This window comes from Streptomyces sp. NPDC051172, from assembly GCF_040682555.1.
Lineage (GTDB): Bacteria > Actinomycetota > Actinomycetes > Streptomycetales > Streptomycetaceae > Streptomyces.
Map to the genome: position 1 here is coordinate 17,560 of NZ_JBFBBE010000008.1, position 15,259 is coordinate 32,818.

The window sequence follows — 15,259 nt, forward strand, 5'->3', positions numbered from 1 at the left end:
GTCTGCAGCACCATCGTGGCTGATCGAGCCCGCGCGGCGAAGCCGCAAATCGGCACAGCCCCGCGTCCCTTCGAGGCGCTGCCGGTCCCGGATGGCTTTGGTCAGCGTGCTTGGTCCGCCAGGGAGACCGATGTTCCCGGTGTCGGCCATGACGCCCTCAGGAGGTCTACGAAAGCCTCCGCGGCGCCGGTTGGCGGTACGCGGGCGAAGACCGTCATGGGGCGGCGCCAGGGTGGGGTGTGGGAGAGGACCGTGCAGTCCTCTCCCACCGCTCCGCGCACGATGTGCGAGGGGGCGACGCAGATGCCGACGCCGGACGCGGCCATCCGTACGGCCGTCGACGTGTGCTCGGTCCACACGGCGGTGCGAGGCGTGAAACCGGACTGTCCGCAGGCCCAGTCGAGGAAGCGTTCGCCGTGTACGACGGGTTCCATGGCGCAGCGGATCCAGTGGCGGTCGGCGAGTTCGGACAGGGTCACCGTCGTACGACCCGCGAAGCGGTCGTCGAAGGGGACGACGAGGACGGCTTCCTCCTCGCCGACCGGCACGACGGTGCCTGGGCGGTCGGCAGGTGCGGGGCCGACGGCGAGGTCCGCGGTGCCGCGCTCGACCTCCTCCTCCAGGGCCCGGGAGGTGGCGTACTCGTGCAGGTGGAGCAGGACGTGGGGGTGGGCGGTTCGCCAGCGGGCGAACACGTCCGGCAGGACGCCGACCGCGACGGAGTGGACGGCGGCGATGTGCAGTTCGCCGCCCTCGGCGCCGGCGGCGGCACGGGCCGCGCGGCGGGCCTGGGCGGCGCTGCGGACGGCACGCTCGGCGTGCGGCCGGTAGGCACGGCCCATCGGCGTGAGGCGCACTCCGCGCGGCAAACGCTCCAGAAGAGCGCCCCCGACCGACCGCTCCAGGGCCTTGATCTGGTGCGAGAGCGCGGGCTGGGAGACGTGCAGGACCTCGGCCGCGCGGGTGAAGGACGCCTCGTCGACGACCGCCAGGAAGTACTCCATCTGGCGCAGACTCATGACAGGCCTCGTCTCATAAACATCTTGCATCGGTTCCACAAGAACATTGCCTTGGACTTATGGCAAGGGCTGGGCGGAGGCTGGGGCATGGTCGACACACAGGACTTGAGCACTGCGGATGTCATCGTCATCGGCGGCGGCACCGGCGGGTACAGCACCGCCCTGCGCGCCGCCGCCCTCGGACTCGGTGTCGTGCTCGTGGAGCGCGACAAGGTCGGCGGGACCTGTCTGCACCGCGGCTGCATCCCCAGCAAGGCGATGCTGCACGCCGCCGAACTCGTCGACGGCATCGCCGAGGCGCGCGAGCGCTGGGGGGTGAAGGCGAGCCTGGACGCCGTCGACTGGCCGGCGCTGGTCGCCACGCGCGACGACCTCGTGACCCGCAACCACCGTGGCGTGGAGGCGCATCTCGCGCAGGCCGGCGTACGGGTCGTGCGGGGCAGCGCCCGGCTGACGGGGCCGCGCACGGTACATGTGCAAGGCCCGGGCGGTGAACCGGCGCCGGGTGTGCGGGACTTCGCCGCACGCCGTGCGATCGTCCTGGCCACCGGCTCGCGGCCGCGCACGCTCCCGGGGCTCGAGCCGGACGGCCGGCGCGTGGTGACGAGTGACGACGCGCTGTTCGCGCCGGGTCTGCCGGCGTCCGTCCTGGTGCTCGGCGGTGGCGCGATCGGCGTGGAGTACGCCTCGTTCCACCGCTCGATGGGTGCGGAGGTCACCCTCGTGGAGGCCGTCGACCGGCTCGTGCCGCTCGAGGACGTCGACGTGAGCCGTCATCTGACGCGTGGCCTGAAGAAGCGCGGCATCGACGTGCAGGCGGGCGCCCGGCTGCTGGACGCCGAGCTGCTCGAGGACGGCGTGCGCGCGCGTGTCCGCACTGCCCGCGGCGAGACTCGTACCGTCGAGGTGGAGCGGCTCCTGGTGGCGGTCGGCCGGGCGCCGGTCACCGACGGCCTGGACCTGGCTGCCGCGGGCCTTGCGACGGACGCGCGCGGCTTCGTCGAACCGGCGGACTGGGCCCGGCTGGAGACGCCGGTGGACGGCGTACACGTCGTCGGAGACCTGCTGCCGCCGCCGTCACTCGGCCTGGCACACGCCTCCTTCGCGGAGGGCCTGCTGGTGGCCGAGACGCTCGCCGGTGTGGCGTCCGTGCCGGTCGACTACGCGGCCGTGCCCCGGGTGACGTACTCGTCGCCGCAGACCGCGGCCGTGGGCCTGGGCGAGGCGGAGGCACGCGCGCGTGGGTACGAGGTGGACGTCAACACCATGCCCCTGACGGCGGTCGCGAAGGGCATGGTGCATGGTCAGGGCGGGATGGTGAAGGTGGTCGCCGAGGCCGGCGGCGGGCAGGTGCTCGGCGTGCACCTGGTGGGCCCGCATGTGTCCGAGATGATCGCGGAGAGCCAGCTGATCGTCGGCTGGGCCGCCTATCCTTCGGATGTGGCCCGCCACATCCACCCGCACCCGACGCTGTCGGAGGCGGTCGGCGAGACCTTCCTGACGCTGGCCGGACGCGGGCTGCACCAGCAGTGACCACCGGTGTCCGCGTCGGCATGCCCCTTGTCTTCGGCGGTGAATGCATCTGGGCGCCCCCAGGAGCCTCCCCCCAGGCGTTATTGACACTTCACCTGGAGCATGGGGTACTGCGGATTGCGAAGCCGGGCGGACGTGACGGGGGTGAGTCTCCTGCCGCAGCTGCGCTATCCCACCCTGACTCAACTCGTCGCGTCCGCCGGCGCCTTGGCTACTCACAGACCCGGTCTGTGCACGCTGAGGCAGGTCGGCGTCTCCCGGGCGGGCAGACCGCTGCATCTGCTGTCCGTGGGCCATGCACGGCGTGCCGTGCTCGTCGTCGCGGGCGCCCACGCCAATGAGCCGACCGGTGGCTCCACGTCGCTCGCGCTCGCCGAACGGGTAGTGTCCGAGCGGGAGTTGCGCGCGGACACCTCCTGGCACTTCCTGCTGTGTGCCGATCCCGACGGGGCGAGTCTGCACCGCACTCCGGCGCCGCGCAGCCTGTTCGACTACCACCTCGGGTTCTTCCGGCCGGCGGCAGAGGAGCAGCCGGAGTGGTCGCCGTCGGTGCTGCCGCCGCACCGGCTGCCGCCCGAGACCCGCGCGCTGACCCGGGTCATCGACGAGCTGCGCCCCTACCTCCAGGCGACCCTGCACGGGACCGAGCTGGGCGGCAGCTGGGTCCAGTTGACCAAGGACATACCGGGTCTCGCCGAGCCGTTCGCCAAGTCCGCGGCCGAGCTGCACATCCCGGTGGAGACGGGTGCCTCGGACGCCGCGGGCTGGGTCGCGTCCGGGCCCGGGGTGCATGTGATGCCCTCCCCCGGCGCGGGTGCCGCGTACCCGAGCATGCCGGACGACGCCCGCCACAGCACCTGGTACGACACCCACCGCCACGGCGGTCTGACGGCGGTGGTCGAGGTGCCGATGTGGGCGAGCGACCTGGTGGACGACCCCGCTCCACATCCGGCCCCGGCCGCGGTGATGCGACGGCTGGCGCGCCGGCTGCTGCGGGACGCGCTGGAGGTGGAGCGGGTGCTCGCCGAGGCGCTGCCGCGTCTGGAGGGGGTCGACGGCCCGCTGCTGCGGGCCGCCAAGTGGGCGCTGGAGCTGATTCCGGGTCTGGCAGCGGACTGGATGCACACGCCGCCCGCCGACAACACGATGGCGTACGTCGGCAGTGTGGACGCGTTCGGCCGCCGCCTGCCGCTGCGGGCGGCGGCCATGCTGCTGCGTGTCCTGCAGGAGGTGGACGACCGGGCGGCGCCGGGCCTGGAGCGGCTGGTGGCGACCTGGAGCGACGCCTTCGCGGAGCGTTTCCGCGCCCGCTGGGTGCCTTTGGAGCACCAGGTCGAGCACCAGTTGCGGACGGTCGTCGCGGCGGCGCTGCATGCGCGCGACCGGGCGGCCTGACCGCGAGTCGTCACACGCGCGGCGGGCCGCCGCAGCACGGGGGTCAGGCGTCCAGCGCGAACACCGAGCCGGTGCGGCCGGCCATGACGCAGGCGCTGGAGAAGGTCTGTGTGTACTCGACCCGTCGGCCGTTCCACTCCCCGCGCGCGTGGACGGTCACCGGGGCGTAGATCATCGGGCAGAAGATGTTCTTCTTCGACGGGATACGGGCGATGTCGCCGTCCGCCGCCGCCAGCTCCGAACACGCGTCGGCCGCTCGCGCATGCCCCTGGGGCGGGTCGCACAGCAGCAGGGTGTCGCGCGTGTGGGGGGACCGGGCGTCGCCTTTGGTGACCGTGAGGTAGAGCCAGTCGCTCGGCGGGAAACCCAAGGATGCCGCCTGGGCCGGGGCCGCGCCTGCGACGAGGAGGGCGGCCGCCAGCAGCGAGCCCCGTACCGCTTTCACTGTGGTGCTGATCGTCATTCCCGATGCATCGGCACGGCGGCCTGGGAACCCCACCCCGACTCACCCGAACGGGAGCACGCCGGCGTATGCCGCAGCGCGAGTTCGAACGCGGCGAGTACCACGCGCGACTGGTACTCCACCTGCCGCGGGACCGGGATCCAGCGCGCCCCCATGCCGTCGCGGTAGTCGGCGCACCAGTCGTCGATGAGACGGTCCAGGTCCGGCAGCACACCGGCCGGGTCGCGGCCGGCGCGGGTCACGAGTTGCTGCAGCAGCCCCGCCGTGCGCAGTGCCAGTCGCCGCCCGGCGATGCGCAGGGCGGCCAGATGGGCGGTGCTGAGCGGCGGGAGGGGGCGGGCCCCGTCGGCGACATCGGGGTCCCACGCATCGGCGAGCCCGGGGCAGACCAGTAAATAGTCGTCCACCGGGGCGAGCAGGCGGGCCGCGTCCGGCATGCCTGCGAGATGGGGCCGCAGCCGCGCGAGGAGCACCTCCAGGAGCCCTGTGTCGTGGCGCAGTGCGTGGCTGACGGCGCGCAGCACGGCGGCCGCGTCGGCGGGCGCAGAGCCGTCCTCCACGGCCGCCACGCCCCACATGGGCGCCTCGACGACCGCCGTGACCGTGCCGTGCCGGTGGGGGTGGAACCAGGTCGACTCGACGGCCGCCTCGGTGATGGCCGCGGCCAGGTCGCCGATGCGGGGCGGCGGGATGCGGTGGACGGCGGGGCCCAGGCTCGGCCAGTACAGGGTGTCGTAGGGCCCGAGTTCGCGCGGGATGCCGAGGCGTGCGGCGGTGTGCGCGACGCGTCCGGCGAGGCCCGGCAGGTCGTGGGTGAGCTCGACGAAGCCGCCGCCCACGTCGACGCCGTGCAGGGAGCACTGCAGGAAGGGCCGCAGTTCGTCCTGGAGGTCGAGCAGGGTGCGGGTCTCCGGCAGGGCGGCGGCGGCCGCGCCGTCCGGCAGCCATTCGGGCTGTTCGAGGAAGCCGGGCCGGAAGAAGTTCCGGAAGTACCGGCCGAGGCTGTACGGGCCCGGCAGCCAGCCCTCGTTGCGGCGCAGGCCGTCGGGATCGAGGCTCAGCAGCAGGTTCCAGGTGGCGTCGGCGCCCTCGGTGAACCTGGGGTCGGCCAGGGCCCGTTCGGCCAGACGCAGCACGGTGGCGCCGCCGACGGGTTCGTTGGCGTGCGGCCCTGCGACGACGAGGGCTTGGCGGCTGCCGTGACCGACGGAAAGCAGCCACATGGGGGTGCCCGCGCGCGAGGTGCCGACGCGGCGCAGACGGGCGTCGCTCGGACGCCGGGAGACGAGTGCTGCCGCCCGCGCGCCGAGCTCGTCGACGGTCGGGTAGCGCAGGAGGGGCGGCAGGGCACACCTCCACAATGTGGCGCCGTCGATTCACCTGATGTGCATGGCGTACGCACAGTCAGTCACGACTTGAGGGGTACGTCAACACCATGGAAGGCACTGCGATTTGCGCCATCACCCCACGTCAACACGGTGTCATGCCCAGGCCAAAGCTAAGGCGTGACTCAGTCGGGGCTCAGTCGACGGCGAGGCGGAACGCCATCCGCCCGAAGCCCACCTGATCGCCTTCGCGGACGACGGCCGCTCCGATGACCCGCCGGCCGTTCACCGTCGTGCCGTTGGTCGAGCCGAGGTCGCGCAGCACCCACATGCCGCCCTGGCGGCTGAGTTCGGCGTGTACACGGGAGACGGTTTCATGCGTGAGGCGCAGTCCGTTGGCCGGATCCCGACCGATGCGCAGCGGGTGGCCTCCCGCCGGATGGGGCAGCAGCAGCTTGGGGAGGCGCTCGGCCTGCCAGGCCCTGCGCAGCCGTACGGTGAAGCCGGAGACCGCCTCCACGGTGCCGAACACCAGGCGGGCGACGCGGCTCTCCTGCGGGAGGTCGGCGGTGAGTGCGGCGAGTTCCTCGGAGCGGCGGGCGGTGAGGGCCAGCTCCATACGGCGGATGAACGTGTCAGGCGACAACCGACCCATGGCGACGCCGTCACGCAGCACCTTCAGCGCCTTGTCGCGCTCCACGTCGGACAGCCGCGCGGGGTACGTGTTGAACTCGAAAGACGACGTCACGTTGGTGATTGTCGGTCAGTGAACCGCGGGTGTCCAGGAAACGAGAAAACGGCCGCCACGCGCGCGTACCTGACGACACCCGCCGTAAAAGGGGTGATTCAAAAGCGGATTGATCTCGTTTGAAGCACCATGGACGGGCTACATCACGGTGAGCAGACGAAGGGGAACCGTCCGTGCAGTTCGAGGTGTGGGCACCGCAGGCCGGCCGAGTGACACTCCAGTGCGATGGCACCACGCGCGCGTTGGAACGTGATCCGGACCGGGAGGGCTGGTGGCGGACGGAGGCCGCGGCGCGGGACGGCTCGCGGTACGGGTTCGCGGTGGACGACGGTCCCGTGCTGCCCGACCCGCGTTCGCGCCGGCAGCCGGACGGCCCGGACGGGCTGAGCGCGGTCGTCGAGCACGACCGGTACGCATGGCGCACCGAGTGGGCCGGGCGCCCGCTGCCGGGCGCGGTCCTGTACGAGCTCCATGTGGGCACGTACACCCGCGAGGGCACCCTGGACGCGGCCGCCGAGCGGCTCGGACATCTGGCCGAACTGGGCGTCACCCACGTCGAGTTGATGCCGCTGTGTCCGTTCCCGGGCCGGCACGGCTGGGGTTATGAGGGCGTCTCGCTGTGGGCCGTGCACGAGCCGTACGGCGGACCCGAGGCGCTGAAACGGTTCGTCGACCGGGCGCACGAACTCGGCCTGGGGGTGGTCCTGGACGTCGTGCACAACCACCTCGGTCCGTCGGGCAACTACCTGCCCGCGTTCGGCCCGTACTTCACGGACACGCACCACACACCCTGGGGTTCCGCGGTCAACCTGGACGCCCCCGGCTCGGACGAGGTGCGGGCGTTTCTGCTGGGCAGTGCGCTGGCGTGGCTGCGTGACTACCGGATCGACGGGCTGCGGCTGGACGCGGTGCACGCGCTGGCGGACACGCGTGCGCGCCACTTCCTCGAGGAACTGTCGACGGCCGTGGACGCGCTGGCGGCCGACCTGGGCCGGCCGCTGTTCCTGATCGCCGAGTCCGACCTCAACGACCCGCGGCTCATCACGCCGCGCGCACAGGGCGGGTTCGGGCTGCAGGCGCAGTGGAACGACGACTTCCATCACGCCCTGCACACCGCGCTGACCGGCGAGTCCCAGGGCTACTACGCGGACTTCGGCCGCGCCCCGCTCGCCGCGGTGGCCCGGACCCTCACCCGCGGCTACTTCCACGACGGCACGTACTCCAGCTTCCGCGGCCGGCACCACGGGCGCCCCCTGGACAGCACGCGGGTGGCCGCGCACCGGCTGCTGGGCTACAGCCAGACCCACGACCAGGTGGGCAACCGCGCCCAGGGCGACCGCCTTTCGGCACTCCTCTCCCCCGGCCTGCTCGCCTGCGCGGCCGCCCTCACGCTCACCGCGCCCTTCACCCCGATGCTGTTCATGGGCGAGGAGTGGGCGGCCGGTACGCCCTGGCAGTTCTTCACCGACCACACCGATCCGGAGCTCGCCGAGGCAGTACGGCGGGGCAGACGGCGGGAGTTCGCGGCACACGGCTGGGCCGAGGAGGACGTCCCGGATCCGCAGGACCCGGCGACCCGTGACCGTTCCTGCCTCGACTGGGCGGAGCTCGCCGACGAGCCCCACGCGCGCGTGCTGCACTGGTACCGCAGGCTCATCGCACTCCGGCACGAACAGGCCGACCTGACCGATCCCGACCTCGCCGACACCAAGGTGGCGTTCGACGAACGGGAGCGCTGGCTGGCCTTCCGCCGCGGGGACGTCCGCGTCGCCGTGAACCTCGCCAAGGAGCCGGCAGCGATCCCCCTGGGCCCCCGCCACGCGGACGTACTCGCCGCATGGGAGCCCGTCGAGCCGCCGGGCGCGGACGGAGTGCTGCATGTGCCCGCGGAGTCGGCCGTGGTACTGCTGCAGGCCTGAACGGCCACCGGGCGCTGCGCGGGCCGTGAGTGATCGGCCGTCCATCGTCTCCGGGACCCTCGCGGCTGGTCGCGACCGCGCGGCGAGCCGCATCTGAATACTGCCCCGCGACCCTGGGCGCGGACGGAGTGCTGCATGTGCCCGCGGAGTCGGCCGTGGTACTGCTGCAGGCCTGAACGGCCACCGGGCGCTGCGCGGGCCGTGCAGTGATCGGCCGTCCATCGTCTCCGGGACCGCCGTCGCTGGTCGCGCCCGCGCGGCGCAGTCGCACATCGATACCGTCCCGCGCCCGTGCACCGGACTTTGCCGGGGCCGTCTAGAGCTCGTCGTCCGCGTCCTCGTCACGGAACTCCGTGACCCTCTCCAGGAGGATCGCCTCCCAGGCGCGGCGGAGCTGGAGCCTGAGGAGGGGCAGGGGGGCGGTGTCCCGGCCTTTGAGGTGTTCGGCGAGGCGTACGACCGTGTCGCAGCGGGCCAGCCAGAGGCCGCGGAGGCAGGGGCGGGCGGCGTAGCCGGCCAGTGTGGCGGCGCGGACGGCTGCGGGTGAGCCGACCGCGATCGCGAGGCCGGCGATGTCCTCGGCGGGGTCGCCGACGGCCGCGTCGGTCCAGTCGAGGATGCCGCGCACCCGGCCGTCGGCGCTGACCACGAGATGCTCGCCCTTGAGGCCGTGGTGGACGAGGACCGCGGTGCCGGGCTGCGCGGCGAGCTGGACGGCGGCCTGCGGGGTGAGCTGGTGGAGGCGGACCGGGTCGAACTCGTCGGCCGCGGCGAGCCGTTCGGCGGCGCGCCCGGCGGCCCGGCGCAGCGCCTCCAGGGAGCGCGGGGCGGTGCGCGGCACGCCGAGCGTCTCGGCCTGCCGTGCGGGTACCTCACGCAGCCCGGTGAGCAGCCCCGCGAGGTCGGCCTCCCCGACGGCGGACACGTCGTACTGCTCCGCCGTCCCGCCGGGCACCTTGGTGTCGAGCGTGTACGTCAGCCCGGGCGCCCACTCGCCGTGCGCCACGCTGGTCGGCACGGCGATCGGCAGATGAGGGCGTACGAGGTCACGCAGGCGCAGTTCGCGACGCTGGCGCAGGGCGGCGTCGCGGTCCGGGGCGAGGCGCAGCACATGGCGGGCACCGACCCACCAGGTGGAGTGCTCGCCGCCCTCGGCGACGGGCCGCACCTCGGGTCCGGCGGCGGTGGCCCCCCTCGTGGTGCCCTCCTTGATCAGAGAACTGACCAGCCGGCGGACGGTGTCCGCGGTGGGTGTCGGTGCCTGGGTCATGGTCGCGCCGTTGTCACTCGAAGGTGTGCTGGGGCTCCTGGGGTCGCTCAGTCCACTATGACCATCTCGCGGTCGGTGTCGTTGAGGCGGCGGCCGCCGTCCTCGGTGACCGTGACGATGTCCTCGATCCGCACGCCGAAGCGGCCGGGCAGATAGATCCCCGGCTCGACGGAGAAGCACATGCCGGGCACGAGGGGCTGCCGTTCGCCCTCGATCATGTACGGCGGCTCATGCGTGGTGACGCCGATGCCGTGCCCGGTGCGGTGGATGAAGTACTCGCCGTACCCGGCCTCCGCGATGACCGCGCGGGCGGCACGGTCGACCTCCTGGCAGGCGACGCCGGGCCCGACCGCCCTGAAGCCCGCCTCCTGGGCCTCGCGCACCACGTCGTGCACCCGGCGCTCCTCGTCGGTGGGTTCGCCGACATGGACGGTGCGGGAGGTGTCGGAGCCGTAGCCGTCCTTGAGGCCGCCGAAGTCGAGGACGACCATGTCGCCGCGTTCGATGACGCGCTCGCCGACCTCGTGGTGCGGGTTGGCGCCGTTCGGGCCGGAGGCGACGATGGTGAAGTCGACCTGCGAGTGGCCGAACTGCCGCAGCAGGTCGGCGAGGTCCGCGCCGAGGTCGGACTCCTTGCGGCCGGCGAAGGGAACCTTGCGGATCTCCTCGAACGTTGCGTCTGCGGCCGCGCCCGCGGCCGCCATCAGTTCCAGTTCCGCCGGGTTCTTGACGGCGCGGAGCATCGGCAGGGCGTCGGTGAGGGACGCGTAGTCGGTGCCGGGCAGCGCGCGCTGCAGTCCGAGCAGGTGCATCGCCCAGGCGTTGTCGCTGATGCCGAAGCGGCCGGTGCCGGCGAGCAGGGCGGCGGTCGCCGCGTAGGGGTCCTTGCCGTCGGTCCAGTCGCGCAGTGCCAGGGTGGGAGCGCCGGCGGCCTGTGCGGCGTCCGGGGCCTCCAGGGTGGGGACTACCAGGACGGGGGTGCGTCCCTGGACTAGGACCAGCAGGGTGAGCCGTTCGGTGACCGCGGGGGGCGCATAGCCGGTCAGCCACACCAGGTCCGGGCCCGGCGCCACCAGCAGCCCGGCGAGACCGGCATCGGCGGCGGCCCGCGCGGCGCGGTCCATCCGGTCCCGGTAGTCGTCGGCGGTGAAGGGCGCGCGCGTACTGCCGGTCATCCGGGCCTCCCTGGGCGGGTGAAGGGACCACAAGGGACTACGGGCAGCATCCTGCCCGTACCGCGGGGGCGGCGCGACCGGTCTGCGGGTCTTTCGGAGGCTGCGGCAGGAAGGACATGGCGAAGATCGCCGCCTTGGGGTTGGCGAGGTTGAGCAGCAGCCCGCCGCGGTAGGCGGCCCAGCCGCTCTTCTCGGCACCCTCCCAGCCCTCCCAGCCCTCCGGGACGCCTTCGTGCGCCGTGCCTGCCGCAGCGTCTGGATGCCGAAGCCGACGAGGACGACCGCGCCGCCGATCAGCATCACCTCGTACGCCACTTCGGAGGCCGCGAGCAGCGCGGTCAGCCCGAGCACGGCGACCACGCCCCAGACGAAGACGCCGGTCTCGTTGCCGAGCACGGTCAGGAAACCGGAGCGCCGGCTGCGCAGCGACCGCTGTGGCCCACTCCATGGACGTGGACCAGTGGTTTCCCCGCCTAACGAATACAGGGCACCAGACCATTAGCCATTAATGCTTAGATGACCTCGTACCATTAGTCACCGATTCGGGGAGGCGTACGGCCGTGCTCGTACTGGCACACATCAGCGATCTGCATCTCGACGGGACCGCGCGGGCGAGGGAGCGTGCCGAGCGGGTCCGCGACCGGCTGTGGGCGTTGCCGGGGTCGGTGGACGCGCTCCTGGTGACCGGCGACATCGCGGACCACGGCGCGGAGGCGGAGTACGAGGAGGCCGCCCGGATCCTGGGGCTCGGCGAGGCGGACACGCCCTTCCCGGTGCTGACCTGCCCGGGCAACCACGACAGCCGGGCGCCCTACCGCAAGGCCCTGCTGGGGCAGCCCGCGGCCGACGGGCCGGTCAACAGCGCGCATGTCTTCGACGAGGGTGCCGTACTCATGTGCGACTCCAGCATCCCCGGGAGGGACGAAGGGGCGCTGTGCGAGGAGACGTACGACTGGATCGAGGCGACGCTCGACGAACTGGACGGGAGCCTGCCCGCACTGCTCGCCTTCCACCACCCGCCGGTCGCACTGCACCACCCCCTGCCCGACTCCTACCAGCTGGGCGACCCCGGCAGGCTCGCTGCGCTGCTGGAGCGGCGGCCCGAGATCGCGGGGCTGATCACCGGTCATGCGCACACGCCTGCCGCGAGCGTGTTCGCCGGGCGGCCGCTGATGGTCGGCCCCGGCGTGACCTGGACGCTGCGGCTGCCCTGGGAGGGCGAGCAGATCGCCGACCGGGACGCCCCGGTCGGCCTTGCCTTTCATGTGCTGGACGACGACGGGCGGCTCACCACCCACTTCCGGGTGGTCATGTGACGACGCCCGGGATCGTCGTCAACTGCTGGTAGCCGCCGCTTCGGTGACGGACGGTCAGTGTGATGCCGACGCCCGGGCGGGCCCGGGCGACGGCTCGTGCGAGGTCGGCAGCCGAGTCGATGCGGGTCCTGCCGAACGCGAGGACTACGTCTCCCCGAACGAGGCCCGCCGCATAGCCCGGGCCGGGCACGTGGACGCCGACGACCAGGGCGCCCGCCTTGTACACGTCCACGGCCTCCAGGCCCAGGGTCGCGACGGCGGGCGCCGGAGACGCAGATGCCGTCGGGGACGACGGGCTGGGGTGCGCCGTGGCCGACGGGCTGCCCGGGGCCTGCGCCTGGCGTTGCAGGTCGGCGAGTTTGCTCATGCCGATCACCGTGGCGCCGACGGTGCCGAGTCCTACTCCGGACAGCACCAGGACCGTTCCGACGAGCAGGCCGAACAGCGCGGCCCTGAGCCGTCGGCCGCGCCGGCGCACGGCGTGCGGGCGCCGGGCGGTGCCGGGTTCGCTGCCGCCGCCGGGCTCCCCACCCGGCATCGGCTTGGGACGCAACGCAGTCTGTTCCATGGATCGCCTCCGGCTGGAGCTCTACCCGGAGCCCCGGCGCCCGACGAGCCACGAACGAGTGAGACTGCGACGGCCCGCGGAGGTGTTCGACCACGGCGGCCCACACGGCGGCCACGGCGAGGGCCGCACGGGCTGACAGGAGCCCTCGGCGACGGTGAAGCCGAGGCCGTCGTTGGACGTCCAGGAGGTGCGCCGGTACGTCTTCGTCGTGCCGTCCGGGCCCTTGAGCTGGATGATGCCGTCCGTGGGGACCGGAATGTCGCCGGGGTGGGCGGGCGGGGTGAGCACACGGCGGTGCGCCTCACCCGAATTACCTGAATGTCCCGTTCCGCACGAAGAGATTAATGTGCGGTCATGGCGGCGGACCGGTCCGGGAGGAAGCCGTGAGTGCGGCGGGCCAGATGCTCCGGCTTGTAACGGTCCACGTTCCGGTGCCAGTTGAGGATGCCCGCCATCCAGTTCTGCAGGTCCTTCACATAGCCGTCCATCGCCTCGCGTGCCTCGTCGGAGAGCTTGAAGTCGTCGTAGACCACGGACAGTTCGTGTGCGGCGATGTGTTCGAACTGCTGCATGCGCTGGGTCATCAGGTCGTGGACGACGGAGAGTGCGGTCGGGTAGTCGATGCCGAAGAAGTTCTGCACGACGAGGATCGCGTTGTGGATCTCGCCCTCGTACTCGATCTCCTTCTGGTACGAGAAGACGTCGTTGATGAGGCACCCGTAGTCGATGGCGGCGTTCTCCAGGGCGCGCACGGGGCCGCTTCGGTAGACCTCGGGCGGGACCGCGGGGCCGTGGCCCGTCCGGCACATGCTCAGGGTGAGGTCGGAGCCGAAGGTGGCACGGCGCATCTCCAGGTAGTCGACCGGGTCGGGGATGCGGTTCTGCAGCTGGTTGGAGAGCTCCCACACCCAGCTCTCGGTCATGACGTTCACCGAGTCCTTGAGGGTGCGCCGCTGCTCGGGGGTCATCTGCGCCGTGGTGCGCGCCCACAGGTCGGTGAGGCCGCGCTCCATGGCGTTGAGCGGGGCGGGGACCTCCTCGCCGTCGACGGGCATGCAGTCCGCCAGGCGCCGGGTGGTCAGCCGGGCGGCGGCCAGGTCGCGACGGTGGCCGTGGACGAGCGGGTAGTAGTCGTCGCCGTAGGTGCCCCAGGCGAGCCACTGCGAGCTGAGGTCGAGGGCCTCGGGTGTCGCGTCGGGGTCGAGCCCCGCGGAGCACAGCGGAAGGTCGGCGGCGGCGAGCCTGTCCTCGTCCCAGACGCCCTCCTGGAGCATTCCCATGGCGTGCATCCAGTCGGTGAGGCGGTGCCGGGCGCCGTCCAGGTGCGGGCTCAGTTCCACCTCGAAGGGCATGTGGAAGTCCGGCAGCAGGGACGGGCCGACCTTCTGGTACGGCACGTGCGTGTAGGCGCGCAGGCGCTCGGCGCCGGCCGCCGCGAGCAGGGCACCGACGTCGGCGGCGGAGGTGCCGGGGCCGGTCAGGCCGTGCCACGGGTGTGTGGCCTGTGCGCGGGCGTTCATGTAGCGGCTGGAGCGCATGTGCCATTCGTGACCGCCGGACTGCCAGTCCTGCAGGCCCTGGGTGTACTTGGCGACGGCGGCGACCTCGTCCGGGGTGAGGCCCTGGTCCAGGGCCAGTGCGGGCACTTCGGTGAGGGCGGTGTGCTCGAACTGGTGGAGGCGGGAGGTGAGGACGTCGTTGACGGTGTCGGCCGCCTCCTGGGTGGTGCAGTCGAAGAAGGTCTCCAGGACGAGCACGCCGTTGCTGTTCTCGCCTTCGTCCTCGACTTCCCGCTGGTAGGAGAAGAGGTCGTTGCGCAGGTGGACGGCGTCGGCGAACGTCTCCATCAGCACCCTGAGCGGCCTCGATGCGGCCACGGACGCAGGCACCTCGGCGGTCGCGTACTCCACGAGCCCGGCCGACCAGGGGGCGCCGCCCACCTTGCGGCGCATCTCGATGTACTCGACGGGGTTGGCGATCCGCCCCTCGTTGATGTTGGACAGCTCCCACAGGGACTCGTTGAGCAGGTGCTCGGTCGCCACGGCGAAGCGGCGGCGCCAGTCCACCGACATCGACGGCACGGTGCGTGCCCACAGATCGGCGAGCCCGGCCTCGACCGAATTCTGCGGCTCCGGTACGGGAGTTGCCAGGTCGAGGGGCATGAACAAGGGCAGCCGGTCCAGGTGGGCCTTGCCGCCGACGCGGTCCTGGCTGCGCTTGAAGGTCTCCAGGAAGTGGTCGTCGAAGAAGAAGACCCACACGTACCAGTCGGTGATCAGGGAGAGGGCGGGGCCGTCGCACTCGGGGTGGGTGTAGGCGCACAGAAGTCCGTAGTCGTGGGCGTCGAGGTCGGACTGCTCCCAGACCCCGGACCCCTCCAGCATGCCCATCCCCCTTGCCCACTCGGTCGAATGGGCACGCGCCTCGTCGACATGCGGATTCAGCCGCGCGGGATACGGCATGTAGAAGTGCGGGAGTTCGAAGGGCTGCTGCGTCATGGCCGGGGCCCTACCCGTGACCCTTCGGCG

At 72.3% G+C, this 15,259-nt stretch carries 13 protein-coding genes and 1 pseudogene; 4 read left to right on the plus strand and 10 right to left on the minus strand.

The window, feature by feature from the left end; translation table 11 throughout:
* Positions 1–101 precede the first annotated feature (101 nt).
* Positions 102–1,019, minus strand: a complete 918-nt coding sequence (locus tag AB0N07_RS06550; protein ID WP_365832713.1) for a LysR family transcriptional regulator — start codon at positions 1,017–1,019, stop codon at positions 102–104.
* 87 nt (positions 1,020–1,106) lie between these two features.
* Here AB0N07_RS06550 and lpdA point away from each other — a divergent pair, with 87 nt between their 5' ends.
* Together lpdA and AB0N07_RS06560 are read left to right on the plus strand one after the other, a co-directional pair.
* Complete coding sequence (lpdA, locus tag AB0N07_RS06555) at positions 1,107–2,552, plus strand: dihydrolipoyl dehydrogenase (protein ID WP_365832715.1); 1,446 nt, start codon at positions 1,107–1,109, stop codon at positions 2,550–2,552.
* A 144-nt stretch (positions 2,553–2,696) separates the two neighbouring features.
* Positions 2,697–3,947, plus strand: a complete 1,251-nt coding sequence (locus tag AB0N07_RS06560) for a M14 family zinc carboxypeptidase (RefSeq protein ID WP_365832717.1) — start codon at positions 2,697–2,699, stop codon at positions 3,945–3,947.
* 43 nt (positions 3,948–3,990) lie between these two features.
* Here AB0N07_RS06560 and AB0N07_RS06565 read toward each other — a convergent pair whose 3' ends face one another.
* The 3 genes from AB0N07_RS06565 to AB0N07_RS06575 form a co-directional block, all read right to left on the minus strand.
* Complete coding sequence (locus AB0N07_RS06565; RefSeq protein WP_365832719.1) at positions 3,991–4,410, minus strand: SSI family serine proteinase inhibitor; 420 nt, start codon at positions 4,408–4,410, stop codon at positions 3,991–3,993.
* On the minus strand, positions 4,407–5,771 hold the full coding sequence (locus tag AB0N07_RS06570) for a M14 family zinc carboxypeptidase (RefSeq protein ID WP_365832721.1): 1,365 nt from the start codon (positions 5,769–5,771) through the stop codon (positions 4,407–4,409). Before AB0N07_RS06570 ends, AB0N07_RS06565 begins: the two co-directional genes overlap by 4 nt.
* Before the next feature lie 160 nt (positions 5,772–5,931).
* Positions 5,932–6,483 (minus strand): DUF1707 and FHA domain-containing protein, encoded by a 552-nt coding sequence (locus AB0N07_RS06575; RefSeq protein ID WP_365832723.1) that lies wholly within the window; start codon positions 6,481–6,483, stop codon positions 5,932–5,934.
* 173 nt (positions 6,484–6,656) lie between these two features.
* Here AB0N07_RS06575 and treZ point away from each other — a divergent pair, with 173 nt between their 5' ends.
* Entirely contained in the window at positions 6,657–8,402 is a 1,746-nt protein-coding gene (treZ, locus tag AB0N07_RS06580; protein ID WP_365832726.1) for a malto-oligosyltrehalose trehalohydrolase, read from the plus strand.
* A gap of 316 nt (positions 8,403–8,718) precedes the next feature.
* Here the strand turns inward: treZ and AB0N07_RS06585 are convergent, their stop codons facing one another.
* From AB0N07_RS06585 to AB0N07_RS06595, 3 genes and pseudogenes are all read right to left on the minus strand, one after another.
* Entirely contained in the window at positions 8,719–9,672 is a 954-nt protein-coding gene (locus AB0N07_RS06585; protein WP_365832728.1) for an aminoglycoside phosphotransferase family protein, read from the minus strand.
* A 47-nt stretch (positions 9,673–9,719) separates the two neighbouring features.
* Entirely contained in the window at positions 9,720–10,847 is a 1,128-nt protein-coding gene (locus AB0N07_RS06590) for an aminopeptidase P family protein (RefSeq protein WP_365832731.1), read from the minus strand.
* A gap of 100 nt (positions 10,848–10,947) precedes the next feature.
* Positions 10,948–11,282: pseudogene (locus AB0N07_RS06595) on the minus strand (LysE family translocator); the annotation flags it as partial.
* Between the two features lie 125 nt (positions 11,283–11,407).
* On the opposite strand from AB0N07_RS06595, the gene AB0N07_RS06600 reads away from it, so the two are divergent.
* On the plus strand, positions 11,408–12,163 hold the full coding sequence (locus tag AB0N07_RS06600; RefSeq protein ID WP_365832733.1) for a metallophosphoesterase: 756 nt from the start codon (positions 11,408–11,410) through the stop codon (positions 12,161–12,163).
* Here AB0N07_RS06600 and AB0N07_RS06605 read toward each other — a convergent pair.
* The 3 genes from AB0N07_RS06605 to cyc2 are packed head-to-tail and all read right to left on the minus strand — an operon-like array spanning position 12,156 to position 15,229.
* The gene (locus AB0N07_RS06605) at positions 12,156–12,731 is read right to left on the minus strand and encodes a PDZ domain-containing protein (protein WP_365832735.1); all 576 of its coding nucleotides are present in this window, start codon (positions 12,729–12,731) and stop codon (positions 12,156–12,158) included. The genes AB0N07_RS06600 and AB0N07_RS06605 overlap by 8 nt on opposite strands.
* 21 nt (positions 12,732–12,752) lie before the next feature.
* Positions 12,753–13,019 carry a hypothetical protein gene (locus AB0N07_RS06610; protein WP_365832737.1) on the minus strand — a complete coding sequence of 89 codons (267 nt, stop codon included), beginning with the start codon at positions 13,017–13,019 and terminating at the stop codon, positions 12,753–12,755.
* 53 nt (positions 13,020–13,072) lie between these two features.
* Positions 13,073–15,229 (minus strand): germacradienol/geosmin synthase Cyc2, encoded by a 2,157-nt coding sequence (cyc2, locus tag AB0N07_RS06615; protein WP_365832739.1) that lies wholly within the window; start codon positions 15,227–15,229, stop codon positions 13,073–13,075.
* Positions 15,230–15,259: the final 30 nt, after the last annotated feature.